The 15,943-nt window shown below is 64.7% G+C and carries 14 protein-coding genes and 1 pseudogene; 12 read left to right on the top strand and 3 right to left on the bottom strand.

What is annotated here, in order from left to right:
- Window positions 1-49 precede the first annotated feature (49 nt).
- Window positions 50-2,299 (top strand): RelA/SpoT family protein, encoded by a 2,250-nt coding sequence (locus ACSU1L_RS02460; protein WP_439254602.1) that lies wholly within the window; start codon window positions 50-52, stop codon window positions 2,297-2,299.
- Here ACSU1L_RS02460 and ACSU1L_RS02465 read toward each other — a convergent pair.
- From ACSU1L_RS02465 to ACSU1L_RS02475, 3 genes are all read right to left on the bottom strand, one after another.
- Window positions 2,269-2,847 (bottom strand): hypothetical protein, encoded by a 579-nt coding sequence (locus ACSU1L_RS02465; protein ID WP_439254604.1) that lies wholly within the window; start codon window positions 2,845-2,847, stop codon window positions 2,269-2,271. The genes ACSU1L_RS02460 and ACSU1L_RS02465 overlap by 31 nt on opposite strands.
- A 50-nt stretch (window positions 2,848-2,897) precedes the next feature.
- On the bottom strand, window positions 2,898-4,262 hold the full coding sequence (locus ACSU1L_RS02470) for a DUF349 domain-containing protein (protein WP_439254606.1): 1,365 nt from the start codon (window positions 4,260-4,262) through the stop codon (window positions 2,898-2,900).
- 114 nt (window positions 4,263-4,376) lie between these two features.
- On the bottom strand, window positions 4,377-4,664 hold the full coding sequence (locus ACSU1L_RS02475) for a hypothetical protein (protein ID WP_439254608.1): 288 nt from the start codon (window positions 4,662-4,664) through the stop codon (window positions 4,377-4,379).
- Between the two features lie 97 nt (window positions 4,665-4,761).
- On the opposite strand from ACSU1L_RS02475, the gene ACSU1L_RS02480 reads away from it, so the two are divergent.
- From ACSU1L_RS02480 to ACSU1L_RS02530, 11 genes and pseudogenes are all read left to right on the top strand, one after another.
- Entirely contained in the window at window positions 4,762-6,090 is a 1,329-nt protein-coding gene (locus ACSU1L_RS02480; RefSeq protein WP_438254525.1) for a replication-associated recombination protein A, read from the top strand.
- Window positions 6,091-6,251: 161 nt separating this feature from the next.
- Window positions 6,252-6,881 (top strand): 30S ribosomal protein S4, encoded by a 630-nt coding sequence (rpsD, locus tag ACSU1L_RS02485; protein ID WP_438254526.1) that lies wholly within the window; start codon window positions 6,252-6,254, stop codon window positions 6,879-6,881.
- Between the two features lie 118 nt (window positions 6,882-6,999).
- On the top strand, window positions 7,000-7,188 hold the full coding sequence (locus tag ACSU1L_RS02490; RefSeq protein ID WP_438254527.1) for a hypothetical protein: 189 nt from the start codon (window positions 7,000-7,002) through the stop codon (window positions 7,186-7,188).
- A gap of 67 nt (window positions 7,189-7,255) precedes the next feature.
- Window positions 7,256-9,916: an alanine--tRNA ligase gene (gene alaS, locus ACSU1L_RS02495; protein ID WP_438254529.1), complete on the top strand. Its 2,661-nt coding sequence runs from the start codon at window positions 7,256-7,258 to the stop codon at window positions 9,914-9,916.
- Window positions 9,913-10,389 carry a Holliday junction resolvase RuvX gene (gene ruvX, locus ACSU1L_RS02500; RefSeq protein WP_438254530.1) on the top strand — a complete coding sequence of 159 codons (477 nt, stop codon included), beginning with the start codon at window positions 9,913-9,915 and terminating at the stop codon, window positions 10,387-10,389. The genes alaS and ruvX overlap by 4 nt, the downstream gene beginning before the upstream one ends.
- 2 nt (window positions 10,390-10,391) lie before the next feature.
- The gene (gene mltG, locus ACSU1L_RS02505) at window positions 10,392-11,762 is read left to right on the top strand and encodes an endolytic transglycosylase MltG (RefSeq protein WP_439254613.1); all 1,371 of its coding nucleotides are present in this window, start codon (window positions 10,392-10,394) and stop codon (window positions 11,760-11,762) included.
- Between the two features lie 7 nt (window positions 11,763-11,769).
- A complete protein-coding gene (locus ACSU1L_RS02510; RefSeq protein WP_439254615.1) occupies window positions 11,770-12,582 on the top strand; it encodes a shikimate dehydrogenase family protein in 813 nt (270 codons plus the stop codon).
- 64 nt (window positions 12,583-12,646) lie between these two features.
- Window positions 12,647-13,876 carry a chorismate synthase gene (aroC, locus tag ACSU1L_RS02515; protein WP_438254533.1) on the top strand — a complete coding sequence of 410 codons (1,230 nt, stop codon included), beginning with the start codon at window positions 12,647-12,649 and terminating at the stop codon, window positions 13,874-13,876.
- Window positions 13,863-14,381 carry a shikimate kinase gene (locus tag ACSU1L_RS02520; RefSeq protein WP_438254535.1) on the top strand — a complete coding sequence of 173 codons (519 nt, stop codon included), beginning with the start codon at window positions 13,863-13,865 and terminating at the stop codon, window positions 14,379-14,381. Before aroC ends, ACSU1L_RS02520 begins: the two co-directional genes overlap by 14 nt.
- On the top strand, window positions 14,378-15,466 hold the full coding sequence (gene aroB / locus ACSU1L_RS02525) for a 3-dehydroquinate synthase (protein ID WP_439254617.1): 1,089 nt from the start codon (window positions 14,378-14,380) through the stop codon (window positions 15,464-15,466). Before ACSU1L_RS02520 ends, aroB begins: the two co-directional genes overlap by 4 nt.
- Window positions 15,463-15,933: pseudogene (locus ACSU1L_RS02530) on the top strand (GNAT family N-acetyltransferase); the annotation flags it as partial. The gene aroB and the pseudogene ACSU1L_RS02530, both read left to right, overlap by 4 nt.
- Window positions 15,934-15,943 lie beyond the last annotated feature (10 nt).

The raw sequence follows: 15,943 nt of genomic DNA on the forward strand, positions 1-15,943 counted from the left end.
GCCGATGTGCTGGCACACGCGTAAGATGTTCTGACCCGGAGGTGAAGTGATGGCGGAGGCGAACGCGTCGACGCAGGGATCGAGTTTGAGAAGACTCGTGCCCCGAATCTTCTCGCGTGCGCCCCGGGTCAACGATCTCGACAACCTGATCCGCACGGTTCGGGCCAGCCACCCTAAGGGTGACCTGGCGATCATCACGCAGGCCTACAACGTCGCGAAGCAAAAGCACGAGGGTCAGAAGCGGCAAAGCGGTGAGCCATACATCACCCACCCGCTCGCCGTCGCCCAGATCCTGGCCGAGATGGGGCTGGGGCCACGAGCCATTGCGGCAGCGCTGCTTCATGACACCGTCGAAGACACCGGGTATGCGCTGTCTGAACTGACGGAGACCTTCGGTGACGAAGTCGCCATGCTCGTGGATGGCGTCACCAAGCTCGACAAGGTCAAGTACGGCGAAAGCGCGCAGGCCGAAACAGTCCGCAAGATGATCGTCGCAATGTCGAAAGACCTGCGTGTTCTGCTCATCAAACTCGCCGACCGGCTCCACAACGCACGTACCTGGGGCTTCGTTCCACCCGAGAAGGCGGAGAAGAAGGCCAGAGAGACGCTGGAGATCTACGCGCCCCTTGCTAACCGCCTCGGTATCCAGACGATAAAGTCCGAGCTCGAAGACCTCTCGTTCGCTGTTTTGCACCCCAAGATCTATGTCGAGATCAACAGTCTTATCGCGCAGCGCACCCCGCAGCGGGAGAAGTATCTGAAGCAGGTCATCGAATCGATCAATGAGGACCTGCACGACCTCCGTATCCGCGGCAAAGTGGGCGGACGACCGAAGCAGCTGTACTCGGTGTACCAGAAGATGGTTGTGCGCGGACGGGAGTTCGATGACATCTACGACCTCATCGGGATCCGGGTGCTCGTAGGCTCCGTGCGTGACTGCTACGCGGTTCTCGGTGCTATTCACGCACGCTGGACGCCGCTGCCCGGCCGGTTCAAGGACTACATCGCGACGCCGAAGTTCAATCTCTACCAGTCACTGCACACCACGGTGATCGGCCCGAGCGGCCGTACGGTGGAGATTCAGATCCGCACGCACGAGATGCACCAGCAAGCGGAATTCGGTGTTGCCGCACACTGGATGTACAAAGAGCGGATGGCCGGTGGCAAGCCCGGTACCGTGCCGACCGACACCGATATGACCTGGCTTGCGCACATCTCGGACTGGCAAGCAGAAACCGCGGATCCGAGCGAGTTCCTCGACTCGCTGCGCTTCGAAATCGGTGCGAAGGAAGTTTACGTGTTCACGCCGAAGGGGCGGGTGATCGGGCTGCCCGCCGGCGCGACACCGGTCGACTTCGCCTACGCCGTGCACACCGAGATCGGCCACCGCACAATGGGTGCGAAGGTCAACGGCCGGCTCGTCCCGCTGGAGACCGAGGTCAAAAGCGGCGACGTCATCGAAGTGTTCACCTCGAAGAACCCGGACGCCAGTCCGAGCCAGGACTGGCTGAGCTTCGTCAAGAGCACCCGTGCCCGCAACAAGATTCGCGGCTGGTTCACGAAGGAACGTCGCGAAGAAGCCATTGAGCAGGGCAAGGAATCCATCGCACGGTCGATGCGCCGGCAGAACCTGCCGCTGCAACGGCTGATGGGTCAGGACTCGTTCGCCCAGGTCGCTCAGCAGCTGCATTACGAAGACGTCGACGCGCTGTACGCCGCCGTCGGTGAGGGCCACGTCTCCACGCAGTCCGTGCTGGAGAAGGTTACTGCCCTCACCGCGGCGAACGACACCGGTACCGGGGCGATCACGATTCCGGGCCGTCCGCACCTGCGCGAACCGCGCGCGGGCGATTCCGGCATCCTCGTCCGCGGCGCGGACGACATTCTCGTGAAGCTCGCCAAGTGCTGCACGCCGGTTCCCGGTGACGAGATCGTCGGCTTCGTGACACGTGGCAGTGGTGTCTCGGTTCATCGCGTTGACTGTGCCAACGTGAAAGCCCTCGGTGCCGAGCAGGAACGTTTCGTCGAGGTCTCCTGGGCACCGACGACCAAGAGCGTGTTCCGCGTTCAGATCCAGGTCGAAGCGCTGGATCGGGCTGCACTGCTCTCCGACGTCACCCGGGTGCTCAGCGAGCACCATGTGAACATCCTGTCTGCGACCGTGAACACGAACGACAGTCGCTTGGCGATCAGCCGTTTCGTATTCGAGATGGGCGACTCCGTGCACTTGGATCGTGTACTCAACGCCGTGCGTCGCATCGACGCGGTTTACGACGTGTACCGCGTCACCACGTCCTGATGCGCTGACTCCAGGAGGTCGTTCAGCCGTCGCAGGGCCGAACGTTTGCCGGGTACTCTCGAACGCGTCTCGAGGCAGTCGATGGCGACGGCTACGAGTTGCGGTTGCTGTTGCGCCACCAGAAGCAGCCAGGCGCGGCTCTCGGTGTCTTTCTCTGCGCGGATCGCGAGGTCCGTCAGCGTCCGCAGCGGCGTTGTCACCAGTGTCGACGAGATCAGCTGCACGTCCTCCTCAGGAAGTTGCACCTGGTGTACGACCACATCTCGGTGCGGCGCTACCCGGTGACGACGCATCGACGTGCGCTGAATATGGTGGCGAAGCGGAGCGCGACTGCCGATGCCCTGGAGCCAGGCTGCGGTCGTGCCGCTGGCCGCATAACCGGGGGAGAGGATCGGTGCCAGCGCCGTGACGCGAGCATCCGCATCCTCCGGGATGTCGGCGGGCATATAGGCATCGTCGATCTCGAACAGCAGACCATCCAGGCGCGCAGAGCACAGTTCCGGCTGGGACAGCAATGCCCCGGGTCGATACAGCAGCAGCGGGTTCACACTTTCAGTGTGCCGTGCTGACGCCGTTCCCGGGGCAGCTGTGGATAAGATCAGCCTTCGAGAGCGCTCAACCACGCCTTACGTGCTTCGAGTGCTTCGGTGGCTTCCTTGAGCGCCTTTGCATCTCCAGCGTTCTCGGCGGCGTCGCGCTCTGCCTCCAGCTTGGTGATGGTGTCCAGCAGCTGCTGGCTCATGTCGTTGGCGCGCGCCTTGGTCTCCGGGTTGTTGCGCTTCCAGTCGACCTCTTCGCGTGACTTCAACGACTGCTCGACGGTGCGGAGCTTGTCATCGAGTGCACGCTCCTTCTCGCGAGGGAAGACGCGCCCGATCTCGTCCCACTGGCGCTGAATGCGTGTCAGCAGCGCACGAGCCTGCTTGATGTTCGACTCATCAGCGACAGCCTTCGCTTCATCCAGCAGGGCGTTCTTGGCCTCGATCTTCGGCGCGGACTCGGCTTCTTCCGCGGCCGACTGCTCGGCACGAGCCGCATACAGTGCGTCGCCTGCGGCCTTGAAACGCGCCCACAGCGCGTCATCGGCCTTTCGGCCGGCGCGGCCGGACGCCTTCCACTCGTCGAGAAGATTGCGATACGCGGGGATGCCGTCGACGCCCTTCGGCGCGAGGGCTTCCGCACGCTCGATCAGCTGATTCTTCTCGCTGCGAGCATGCTTGTGGGTCTCATCGAGCTCTGCGTAGAAACTGCGACGGCTCTTGTCAACGACGGAGCGTGCATCGCGGAATCGCTTCCACAGCTGCTGCGAGATGCCCTTCGGAAGGCGCGGTCCGCTCTGCTGCTGCGCCTGCCAGGTATCGAAGAGCGCGGTCACTTCGGCGGTGACCTGCTTCCACTGCACCTTCGAGAGGTCGCGGGCTGCGATCTGCTCGATGGCGTCGACGAGCAGGGTTCGCTCGGCGATTGCGGCGTCGACAAGAGCCTTCGCCTGCTGGGCCTCGGCCTCGCTGGCCTCAGCCAGCGTGCCGGTGAGCGTGTCGAGACGCTCCCGCAGCGACGCCAGGTCGCCGACGGCAGCGGCCCCGGTGACGTCGTCCACCAGACGCTTCGCCTGTGTGGTCAGATCGCTCGCGGAGGCCCCGCCGGCCTGGTGACGCTGTTCGAGCGTGTGCACCTTGAATGCCAGATCGTCGAACTTGCGCACGTAGTAGGCGAGTGCTTCATCACTCGTGCCGTCCGGGTACTGCCCGACGACGCGCCATTCATCACCTTCACATACCTCAACGGTGCCGTCTTCGGCGACGCGGCCGAAGTTCGCAGAGTCAGCAGAGGCGACGGGCGCCACGGGAACCACAGGTGCGGCGGGCGCGGCGGCTGCCGGTGCCGGCATGCGCGGCGGCGTCGGAACGCGCGGCGGTGTGGGGACCGGTGGAGTCGGCTTCGAAGGTTCGGTGGCAGACACGATGTGCTCCTTGCGCGGTCAGCCCGCGTGAGGGGGAAGGGACGTTGATCAGCCTAGTACGCGCAGCGGCGGTCTTGATGGCACCGTTCCGTCCGGGAGGTCACGGACCTGCGACTATTCGGCAGGTACTTCGGTGAAGAACAGGTCGGAGAAGGGATTCTCCAGTGGTGTCGGCGAAGATGTCTCCGTCGGATCCGGCTCGGGAGCAGTCACAGCAGCATGCACGGACTGGCTGGCAATGGCCGCCACGATGATGAGCCCACCGGCGACGCCTGCGATGGTGTTGTCGCGGATACGGCGGGTGATCTGCCCGTCATACCACGTAGTGCGAGCGGCATACAGGCGCGCACGCTCGGTCTCGGCGCGTGAGCGCTGGGCGTTCTTGGATCCGCGGCCGGCCATCGTTTTCCTCCCTGTGGCGCCTCGCCTGGGCACCGCTGTGAGCCTACCGCGATTGCCACGGTGCGCCGGAGTCAGAGGGGCGCATTAGCCTGGAGGCATGACATCCGCGCCACTACTCTCGGGACAGACGCCCCTTGCCGTGCGGATGCGTCCGGTCTCCCTCGACGAGGTGGCCGGTCAGCAGCATCTTCTGCGGGCCGGCTCGCCGATCGTGGCGCTCGCTGACCCCGAAGCATCCGCTCCCGGGGCTGTATCGATCATCCTGTGGGGGCCACCAGGCACCGGGAAAACCACCGTCGCGCAAGCGATCGCGCGTTCGTCCCGCCGGCGGTTCGTGGAACTTTCGGCGATCACTGCCGGCGTCAAAGACGTCCGAGAGGTGATGCAGGAGGCGATCACTCAGCGCGATCTCTATGGTCAGACCACGATCCTGTTCCTCGACGAGATCCACCGCTTCACCAAGGCTCAGCAGGATGCACTGCTGCCCGGCGTCGAGAATGGCTGGGTTCTCCTGATCGCCGCCACCACCGAGAACCCGTCGTTCTCCGTGATCTCACCGCTGTTGTCCCGGTCATTGCTGCTGACGCTGCAACCGCTGACCGACGAAGACATCGGGGTGCTCATCGATAGAGCACTCTCGGATGCCCGCGGGCTCAACGGCACCGTCACCGCGGGCGACGACGCGCGGCGCGCACTGATACGTCTGGCCTCTGGTGACGCCAGACGAGCGCTGACCGGATTAGAAGCTGCCGCAGCCGTCGCGCTGTCGACAGCCGAAGACGCTTCCGTCCCCGAGATCACCGACGAAGACGTGGCGCAGGCGGTTGATCGTGCACTGTTGAGATATGACCGTCAGGGTGACGAGCACTATGACGTGATCAGTGCGTTCATCAAGTCGATTCGCGGCTCAGATCCGGATGCTGCGCTGCACTATCTCGCCCGCATGATCGAGGCGGGGGAGGACCCGCGTTTCATTGCCCGCCGGCTGGTGATCTCGGCAGCAGAAGATATCGGACTCGCCGACCCGCAGGGGCTGGTGATCGCCAACGCTGCTGCCGACGCTGTCGCGTTCATCGGGATGCCCGAGGGGCGGATCCCACTGGCGGAGGCAACCGTCTACCTGGCGACCACTGCGAAATCGAACGCGGCATACGCCGGTATCAACGCCGCGATCGCCGATGTGCGCGCCGGTAACTTCGGGCGTGTCCCCGCTCACCTGCGAGACGCCCACTACGCCGGGGCCAAGCGACTCGGCCACGGCAAGGGGTATCGCTACCCGCACGACAACGAGTTCGGTATCGTGCCTCAGCAATATCTGCCTGATGAACTTGACGGACGTCAGTATTACCAACCGAAGCCTCTCGGTGCCGAGCGCGACATCTCATCGCGGCTTGAACGCATCCGGCGCATCCTCGGCGATCGCTGAGAAGCCGTCTGCTAAGCTGAATCGGCTCGAAACCGTGTTTTCGGGCATCTCTTCGTTCACACCCACCTTTTCTGCGCCCCGACGTGCGCACGAAGGCAGAACGCAGAAGATACGTCCGTGAGATGTGAAAGTCACGTCCACGTCATCGGAAGGAATACTTCGTGGTTACGAAGTCCCAGGACCGCCGCAAGGTCCGCCTGTCCCGTGCCCTCGGCATCCCGCTGACGCCGAAGGCTGCCCGTTACCTCGAGAAGCGTCCCTACGCTCCCGGTGAGCACGGCCGCACCAAGCGCAAGACCGACAGTGACTACGCCGTTCGTCTGCGTGAGAAGCAGCGTCTTCGCGAGCAGTACGGTATCCGCGAGAAGCAGCTGCGCATCGCGTTCAACGAGGCTCGTCGCGTTGATGGCCTGACCGGTGAGAACCTTGTCGAGCTCCTCGAGATGCGTCTTGACGCTCTCGTGCTGCGTTCGGGCTTCGCCCGCACCACCGCACAGGCTCGCCAGATGGTTGTGCACCGTCACATCCTCGTCGACGGCCAGCTCGTCGACCGCCCGTCGTTCCGCGTGAAGCCGGGTCAACTCATCCACGTCAAGGCCAAGAGCGAGGGCACCGAGCCCTTCCAGGTCGCAGCAGCCGGCGGCCACGCCGAGGTCCTGCCTCCCGTTCCTGGTTACCTTGAGGTCGAGCTCGACAAGCTTCAGGCTCGCCTGGTTCGTCGTCCGAAGCGCGCTGAGGTCCCCGTGACCTGTGAAGTGCAGCTCGTCGTCGAGTACTACGCAGCTCGCTGATTCACTGACTGGTCCCTGACTGGTCAAACCAAGAGGCGTCGGGATTCCCGACGCCTCTTGTCGTTTCCGCATACGATGGAGGCACCGCGTTTTGCGGGCTGAGGGCGAGGAAGAACACATGAAGAAGCTGTCGTGGTTCCTGATCGGTGTGATCGGCGGGTTCGTAGCTGCCCACTTCATGAACAAAGATCCGCGCGGACACGTCCTTCTGGCCGATGTTGACGCGCGCATCAGCGAGTTCACCGCGATCCTCAGCGATTCGTACCGCGAGCAGCAGGCTCGACTGGTCGATTCCGCCGACAACTGATCATCCGCGCCGGTCGCAGCACTCTGTGCTGCGATTATTCGTCTCACACAAGGACAGCCGTACCCCTATGAAAACCGCGGACATCGCGCAGCGCTACCTGAATTTCTTCGAAAAGAACGACCACACGATCGTTCCCTCCGCGTCGCTGGTGAGCGACGACCCGACGGTGATGTTCACCATCGCCGGAATGGTCCCGTTCGTGCCGTACCTGACTGGCGTCGTACCTGCTCCGTTCCTGAGAGCGGCCGATGTGCAGAAGTGCATCCGCACCAACGACATCGAAGAGGTCGGCAAGACGGCTCGTCATGGAACGTTCTTCCAGATGCTGGGCAACTGGTCTTTCGGCGATTACTTCAAGGAAGGCGCGATCTCCTACGCGTGGGAGCTGCTCACAACGTCCGAGGCCGATGGCGGACTCGGCTTCGCGGAGAAGGACATCTGGGTCACCGTCTACGAGACAGATGACGAAGCAGCGCTGCTCTGGCAGAAGATCGCTGGCCTCCCCGCCGAGCGCATCCAGCGGATGGGGCGCGAGGACAACTACTGGCACACCGGTCAGCCAGGACCCGGTGGCCCCTGCTCAGAGATTTACATCGACCGTGGTCCGGCGTACGGCCGCGACGGTGGTCCGATCGTGGATGACAACCGCTTCACCGAGATCTGGAATCTCGTGTTCATGCAGGATCTGCTTTCGGATGTGCGCACGAAGGTCGACTTCGACATCGCCGGGTCGCTGCCCAAGCGCAACATCGACACCGGCATGGGGCTTGAGCGCGTTGCGATGTTCAAGCAGGGTGCCGAGAACATGTACGAAACCGATCAGGTGCGTCCGGTTCTGGACCGCGCGATGGAGATCTCCGGACGCAAGTACGGCGTCGATCACACCGATGACGTCCGTTTCCGCATCGTTGCCGATCACGTGCGCTCTTCGCTGATGCTGCTCTCTGATGGAGTGAAGCCCGCGAATGACGGCCGCGGGTATATCCTCCGTCGTTTGATGCGCCGCACCGTTCGCTCGATGCGGCTGCTCGGCGTTGACGCTCCGATCTTCCCCGAGCTGTTCGCCGCTTCGCGCGATGCGATGAAGGCGTCGTACCCGGTGTTGGAGACGGAGTGGGATCGTCTGTCCGGTCTCGCGAACGCGGAAGAGGTCACCTTCCTTCGTACGCTGGCACAGGGCTCGACGATCCTCGATCTCGCACTGGATGCGACGAAGCAGGCTGAGAAGAAGACTCTGGCCGGCCCCGAGGCCTTCCTGTTGCACGACACCTACGGCTTCCCGATTGACCTCACCCTGGAGATCGCCGAAGAAGCGGGACTCAGTGTCGACCGCGAGTCGTTCGACTCGCTGATGCTGGAGCAGCGCACCCGGGCGAAGGCGGATGCGAAGAGTCGCAAGCGCCAACTCGCCGACGTTTCGGTGTACCGCGAGTTCCGTGCCCTGGGTGAGACCGGGTTCGCCGGGTACTCGGATCTGAACATCGACTCTCGTGTGCTCGGCATTCTTGTGGACGGTCAGCCCGCAACCTTCGCCACGGAGGGGCAGGTTGCCGAGATCATCCTCGCGGAGACCACCCTGTACGCGGAGTCCGGGGGACAGGTCTCCGACAAGGGCAGCATCGTCGGCGCCGGTTTCGAACTCGACGTTCTCGACGTGCAGAAGCCGGTTGCCGGCCTCATCAGCCACACGGTGCACGTCACCAGCGGAACCGTCGCGGTCGATGATCGAGCCACGACGCAGGTGGATGCCGCGAACCGTCGCGCAGCTCGGCAGGCGCACTCGGCAACGCACCTGGTCCACGCAGCCCTGCGCGACACGCTCGGCTCGGGCGCCACCCAGGCGGGCTCCCTCAACCGCGCCGGTTACATGCGCTTCGACTTCTCGTGGTCACAGGCGCTGTCTGCCGAGACACGCACCGAGATCGAAGACATCACGAACCGCGCGGTTCAGGACGCTCTTGAGGTCACCACGCGAATCGTTTCTCTTGACGAGGCCAAAGAAGCCGGAGCAATGGCTCTGTTTGGTGAGAAATACGGAGATGTCGTGCGCATGGTCGACATCGGCGGTCCCTGGTCACGGGAACTGTGCGCGGGGACGCACGTGAATTCCAGCTCGGAGATCGGTCTGGTCAGCGTGGTCGGTGAAGCATCGGTCGGGGCATCCAACCGCCGTATCGAGGCGCTGGTCGGTCAGGACGCGTTCCGCGAGCTCGCCGCCGAGCGTGCCATCGTCTCGCAGCTGACGACGGCGCTCAAGACCCCCCGTGAGCAGCTGCCGGATCGGATCGCGGAGATCGCCGCGAATCTGAAGGCCGCTGAGAAGCGCATCGCACAGTTCGAAGCGAAGGAACGCGAAGGGCGTGTCCCCGCGATTGCGGAGGCTGCGCAGCAGGTTGGCGCCTACCGGGTCGCTGCGGTGTCTGTCGGCGAAGTGGGCTCAGCGGACGATGTCCGAGGCCTGGCGCTCTCGGTGCGCGAGCGCCTCGGATCGACTGCTGCAGTGGTCGCCCTGGGCGGCATTGCTGGCGGACGCCCGGTGGTCGTAGTCGCGACGAACGACTCCGCACGCTCGGCGGGCGCGAAGGCCGGTGCGCTGGCGAAGCGTGCGGCGGGTGTGCTCGGTGGTGGCGGCGGCGGACGCGATGACGTGGCCCAGGGCGGTGGAACGGATGCCTCGGCACTCGACGCAGCGCTGGACGCGGTGGTCGCGGAGCTTCGTAGCGCGTGAGCGGCGGCTTCCGCCGCGGTGTGCGGCTTGGCATCGATGTGGGCAAAGCCCGCGTCGGCGTGGCGCGATGCGACCCGGACGGCATGTTGGCCGTCCCGGTTGAAACTGTGCCACGATCGGACACCTCTCTCACCCGCATCGCAGAGCTTGCGGGGGAGTACGGGCCGATGGAGTTCGTCGTCGGGCTGCCAGTGAACATGCAGGGTGCTGATACCCCGTCAACCACGGATGCCCGTGAGTTCGCCGCCGCGTTGCAGCGGCTGACCGGTGTGCCCGTACGCATGATGGATGAACGGCTGAGCACCGTCACCGCACACTCGGCTTTACGGTCTTCTGGGCGAAATCAGCGAAACTCTCGTAGCATTGTCGATCAGGTCGCGGCGGTGGTTCTGCTGCAGCACGCGATCGACACGGAGAAGAGCACCGGTATCCCGGCCGGTGTCGCTGTGCCGCTTGATGAGGAGCCCGCCTGAGCATGCCCGAACGTGAGACCCCCGACCACGATTCGCATTCAGTTTCCGACGCACTGTTCGAAAACCTGCCGGCGCCGGCGCATCGCGCACCCGCGTCTGATTTTGCCCCGCCGACGCCCGGATCACGACGGGCGCGTCGAGAAGGCGTAGCGCCGACTGCCGCAGCAGCTGCGTTGCCAGAAAGTCACGGCGCTGCCCGCGAAGGCACCGCCCCGACTGTCGCCGCACCCGCACCCGCGCAGCAGCCGACTCTCGATGACCTGTTTCAGCCTGAGCATGAAGAAGCACACCACGCCGCGCCGAAGAAACGACGCCGCAAGGGATGTCTGATCGCGCTGCTGGTTCTGCTCGTCCTTATCGGCGGCGCCGTCTACGGCGGTTTCTGGGCGATGAACAACTACGGCGACAGGATCAACGAGGTGATGGGCTGGGGAGAGCCGGCGGACTGGGAGCCGGGCCTGGCAACAGGCGAGACAACGGTGACAGTCTTCGCCGGTGATACCGGAAGCCCGGTCTCCACAGCTCTGTACGAAGCCGGAGTCACCAAGACTGAAGATGTCTTCTATGACTATCTCGTCAAGGAGAACATCGATTTCACGATCTATCCGGGCATCTACACGCTTCAGCAGAAGATGACGGCGGAGGCCGCTCTCGAAGCTCTCAACAATCCCGCCAACAAGGTGGAGAATTCGGTCGGAATCGCCGAAGGCGGCACCGTCGAGCCTTCGTTGATCGCGATCAGTGAGAGCCTCGGCATTCCGTTGGAGGAGATGAAGGCTGCGGTGGCCGATCCACGGGCGTACGGTGTGGATGCAGACAGCCTCGAGGGCTGGCTGTTCCCGGCTGTCTATACGTTTGACCCCGATGTGACTGCTCAGCAGGTCATCCAGCGGATGGTGGATCGCACGCGTGAGTCCCTGGCCGAGGCGGGAGTTCCGGCGGGGGACGAGAATCGGGTATTGACGATCGCATCCATAATTCAGCGTGAAGGTCGCCTCGACGACTTCGCGAAGGTATCTCGCGTCATTCAGAATCGTCTCGATGACGGGATGATGCTGCAGATGGATTCCACATCGCAGTACGGCTACGGCGAATTGCATGCCGGCGTTGTCAGCACTTCTGAAGAGGCGCAGTACGACGACAACCCGTGGAACACATACGTTCACACAGGACTCCCGATCGGTCCGATCGCCAGCCCCAGCAGCGCAGCAATCGAGGCCGCGATGCATCCGGTCGATGGCCCCTGGTTCTACTTCGTGACGATCAACATGGCGACGGGCGAGACGGTGTTCTCCACGACGTACGAGGAGCATCAGGCGGCGATCGAGCAGTGGGGTCAGTGGTGCGACGCCAACCCCGATCAGGGGTGTTGAACGAATGATGTCTCGTCGCCTCGCGGTCTGGGGCGATCCGATCGCTCACAGCAAATCTCCGCTCCTGCACAGCGCTGCCTATCGTGCACTCGGGCTGGACTGGGCGTATGGCCGACAGCGGGTGGATGCCCACGGCTTCATCGAGGCGTTCGAGGAACTCGATGGCACATGGCGCGGCCTGTCGGTGACCATGCCGCTGAAGGAGCAGGCCTATGCGGTCGCATCCGTGCGGGATCGCCACGCGGAGTTGACGGGAGCGGTGAACACACTGCTCCTCGGTGACACCGTCGCGGGATTCAACACCGATGTCGGGGGAATCGTCGATGCTTTCGCTGAGAACGGCATCCGCTCCTGCCCCAGCGGGCGTGTGCTGGGCGCCGGTGCAACGGCCTCCTCGGCTCTGGTGGCTCTTGCCGAGCTCGGCGCCGAGCAGATCGACGTACGCGCGCGCCGGCCTGAGCGCGCCGCTGGGCTGGTCGCGCTGGGAAGCAGCCTGGGCACCACCGTGGTGGTCAGAGACTTCGCTGCCGATGCCGCGCCGGTGAGTGCGACGGTGGCGACGCTTCCGAGCGGCACTGTTCTCGATGACGGGGTTGCGGCGAAGTTCGCAGAAACCGGCGGCGCACTTCTGGACGCGGCCTATGCGCCCTGGCCGTCGGCGCTGGCAGCGCGATGGGCTGCGCCGACGGTGATCTCGGGGCTGGAGATGCTTCTGCATCAGGCTGTACGTCAGGTGCGCATCTTCGTCGCAGGCGATCCGAGTGCCGAGCTCGTCGATGAGGCAGCAGTGGTCGCTGCGATGCGCGCGGCACTGATCTGACCGGGCGCTTTCGCCGGGGCGTCACGCGGCCGGGCTGAGACCAAACACATGCCAAACTAGAGGCATGCTCCGCGTGCTCACGGCCGGCGAATCGCACGGTCCCGAACTCATTGCCGTCATGGAAGGGCTGCCCTCCGGCGTCCCGATCTCCTCCGAGGCCATTCAGGCCGATCTCGCACGCCGAAAGCTCGGCTATGGTCGCGGCTCGCGCATGAAATTCGAGCAGGACGAACTGAGCATCTCCGGTGGCGTCCGCCACGGTAAGAGCCTGGGAAGCCCGATCGCCCTGCGCATCGGCAACACCGAATGGCCGAAGTGGGTAGAGGTGATGAGTCCGGAGCCGGTGGAGCTCACCGACAAGTCCCGCGGCCGCTCCGCTCCGCTGACCCGTCCGCGACCGGGCCACGCCGACCTGGTCGGAATGCAGAAGTACGACTTCGATGAGGCGCGTCCGATCCTGGAGCGTGCCAGCGCGCGTGAAACCGCGGCGCGTGTCGCGCTGGGGGCCGTCGCGCGTTCGTTCCTGAGCGAGCTGGGCATCCGCCTCGTCAGTCACACGCTGTCGATCGGTCCGGTCCAGGCCCCTGACGGTGCGGTGCTCCCGACGCCGGACGATGTCGATGCGCTCGACGCCGATCCGCTGCGGTGCTTCGACGCGGAAACCTCCGCACGCATGGTTGCTGAGATCGATGATGCGCGCAAGCACGGCGATACCCTCGGCGGCATCGTCGAGGTGCTCGCTTACGGGCTTCCGCCAGGCCTCGGCTCCCACGTGCACTGGGACCGTCGTCTGGATGGCCGTCTCGCGCAGGCTGTGATGAGCATCCAGGCGATCAAGGCCGTGGAGATCGGCGACGGCTTCGAGACCACCCGCCGCCGTGGCTCGGCCGCACACGATGAGCTTTTCGCCGCAGAACGCGGCATCACGCGCGCTTCCGATCGTGCTGGCGGTACCGAGGGCGGCATGTCCACCGGCACCGTGCTGCGTGTTCGCGCAGGTATGAAGCCGATCGCGACAGTGCCGCGCTCCCTGCGCACTATCGACGTCGCCACCGGTGACACCGCAACTGCGCACCATCAGCGTTCAGATATCAGCGCGGTGCCCGCAGCCGGCGTTGTGGCCGAGGCGATGGTGGCAGTGGAACTGGCGAACTCCGTGCTGGAGAAGTTCGGCGGCGACAGCATCCGCGAGACGCTTCGCAACCTCAACAGCTATCTCGAAGCGATTCCGGCGGAACTGCGCACGGCTCCCGCTTCCGAGGCCGCGCTGATCGCCCACGATGAGCAGTCCTGAGCAGTTGACTCTCGTGCTCGTCGGCCCGATGGGCGCGGGAAAGACGAGCGTGGGTCGCCGTGTGGCCAAGACGCTCGGCGTCGGCTTCACCGACACCGACAAATACATCGTTGCTGAGCACGGACCGATCCCAGACATCTTCGCTGCGCACGGCGAACAGCGCTTTCGCGCGTTGGAGTGCGCCGCTGTGGCCGCAGCGCTGAAACACGGGGGAGTGATCTCCCTGGGTGGAGGCGCCGTCACTTCGGCGGACACCCGGAAACTGCTGCATGAGCATCCGGTTGCGTTCCTCGCTGTCACACCGGAAGCAGTCGCAGCACGCATCCGATCCGGTGGGCGCCCGATGCTCGCGGGAGATGAAGACCCGCTTGAGCGGTGGAAAAGCATCTACGAGCAGCGTCGCGGCTGGTACGACGAGGTCGCGACCGAAACATTCGACACGTCACGTCGACCGATGCAGCGCATCGCCGACGAGATCGCAGCCTGGAGGAAGAACCTGAGATGAGTACCACCACGATCAGCGTGACCGGACAGGCAACGTACGACATCACCGTCGGCCGTGGCATCCTCGACCAGGTCTCTGCCGCCCTCGACCCGGCTGTGCGCAAGATTCTTGTGGTGCACCCGCCGACGCTGGCGGTGCGTGCCGCCGAGCTGCGCGATCGCCTGCTCGCCGACACGACGGACGGGCCGCGGGAAGTTCTGCTCGCCGAGATTCCGGATGCTGAGCAGGGCAAACGCATCGAGGTCGCAGCCTTCTGCTGGCAGGTTATGGGACAGGCGGACTTCACGCGCACGGACGCGGTGATCGGCTACGGCGGTGGTTCTGTGACCGATGTCGCCGGGTTCGTCGCCGCCACCTGGCTGCGCGGTGTGCAGGTCATCCAGGTTCCGACCACCGTGCTCGGCCTGGTCGATGCCGCCGTCGGCGGAAAGACCGGCGTCAACACCGCCGAGGGCAAGAACCTGGTCGGCGCCTTCTGGCCGCCGCAGGCGGTGATCGGAGATCTGGATGAGCTCGCCAGCCTGAGCGCCCACGAGGCAACCGCAGGCTTCGCCGAGGTGGTCAAGGCCGGATTCATCTGGGCTCCGGAGATTCTCGACATCATCGAGGCAGATCCCACCCGCGCTGTCGACCCGACAACCGCAGAGTTCCGCCGTGCTGTGGAACTCGCCATCGGTATGAAAGCCCAGGTCGTCTCGGAAGACTTCCGCGAGGCCGGTCAGCGCGAGATCCTCAATTACGGGCACACGCTCGGGCATGCGATCGAGCACGCTGAACGGTACCGCTGGCGTCATGGCGCTGCGATCTCGGTCGGCATGCTGTTCGCCGCCGAGATCTCGCGTCTTGCCGGTCGACTCAGTGACGCATCCGCGGACCGGCATCGCAGCGTGCTCGAGTCCCTCGGACTGCCGACCAGCTATCGCGCCGGAGCCTGGCAGACTCTGCTGGCCAGCATGCAGCGGGACAAGAAGAGCCGGGGCGGGATGCTGCGCTTCATCGTGCTCGACGAGATCGCCAAGCCCACCGTGCTGCAAGCTCCGGATGAAACCCTGCTGTTCGCCGCCTACCAGGAGGTCGGGGCGTGAGCGTCGAAGTTCGGCGTGTTCGCGCTGATGACTGGCGCCAGGTGCGGGCCAGCCGACTGGAGGCACTCGCGGACGAGGCAGCGCCGATCGCGTTTCTCGACACCGTCGACAACGCCACGGCGCAGTCCGACGAGTTCTGGCAGGAACGCGCTGCGAATGCCGCCAGCGGCGATGCCGTGGCGCAGTTTGTCGCCGTCGACGGTGATGTCTGGGTCGGGTCCGCAACGGTGCTGCGGCGTGAAGCCGGGGAAACCGATCACCATGGCCGGACCCTCACTGCCGCACGTGGGGATGTGGTCGGTGTATTCGTGCGCCCATCCCACCGCGGCCAGGGTGTTGTCGATGCCCTGTTCGCGGCGGCCGCCGGATGGGCGCGTTCGCTGGGCGATGCAGCTCTCACGCTTGACGTGCACGCCGACAACGCGCGGGCACAGGGCGCGTACCAGCGCGCCGGTTTCACCCCGACCGGGCTCCAGT

The sequence above is a fragment of the Microbacterium sp. A94 genome (assembly GCF_051842855.1).
Taxonomy (GTDB): domain Bacteria; phylum Actinomycetota; class Actinomycetes; order Actinomycetales; family Microbacteriaceae; genus Microbacterium.

Coding starts and splice junctions, on each gene's coding strand:
- ACSU1L_RS02480 (WP_438254525.1), top strand. CDS start 4,762: ATGACATCCGCGCCACTACTCTCGGGACAGACGCCCCTTGCCGTGCGG.
- ACSU1L_RS02490 (WP_438254527.1), top strand. CDS start 7,000: ATGAAGAAGCTGTCGTGGTTCCTGATCGGTGTGATCGGCGGGTTCGTA.
- ACSU1L_RS02460 (WP_439254602.1), top strand. CDS start 50: ATGGCGGAGGCGAACGCGTCGACGCAGGGATCGAGTTTGAGAAGACTC.
- ACSU1L_RS02520 (WP_438254535.1), top strand. CDS start 13,863: ATGAGCAGTCCTGAGCAGTTGACTCTCGTGCTCGTCGGCCCGATGGGC.
- alaS (WP_438254529.1), top strand. CDS start 7,256: ATGAAAACCGCGGACATCGCGCAGCGCTACCTGAATTTCTTCGAAAAG.
- aroB (WP_439254617.1), top strand. CDS start 14,378: ATGAGTACCACCACGATCAGCGTGACCGGACAGGCAACGTACGACATC.
- ACSU1L_RS02510 (WP_439254615.1), top strand. CDS start 11,770: ATGTCTCGTCGCCTCGCGGTCTGGGGCGATCCGATCGCTCACAGCAAA.
- ACSU1L_RS02475 (WP_439254608.1), bottom strand. CDS start 4,664: ATGGCCGGCCGCGGATCCAAGAACGCCCAGCGCTCACGCGCCGAGACC.
- mltG (WP_439254613.1), top strand. CDS start 10,392: ATGCCCGAACGTGAGACCCCCGACCACGATTCGCATTCAGTTTCCGAC.
- aroC (WP_438254533.1), top strand. CDS start 12,647: ATGCTCCGCGTGCTCACGGCCGGCGAATCGCACGGTCCCGAACTCATT.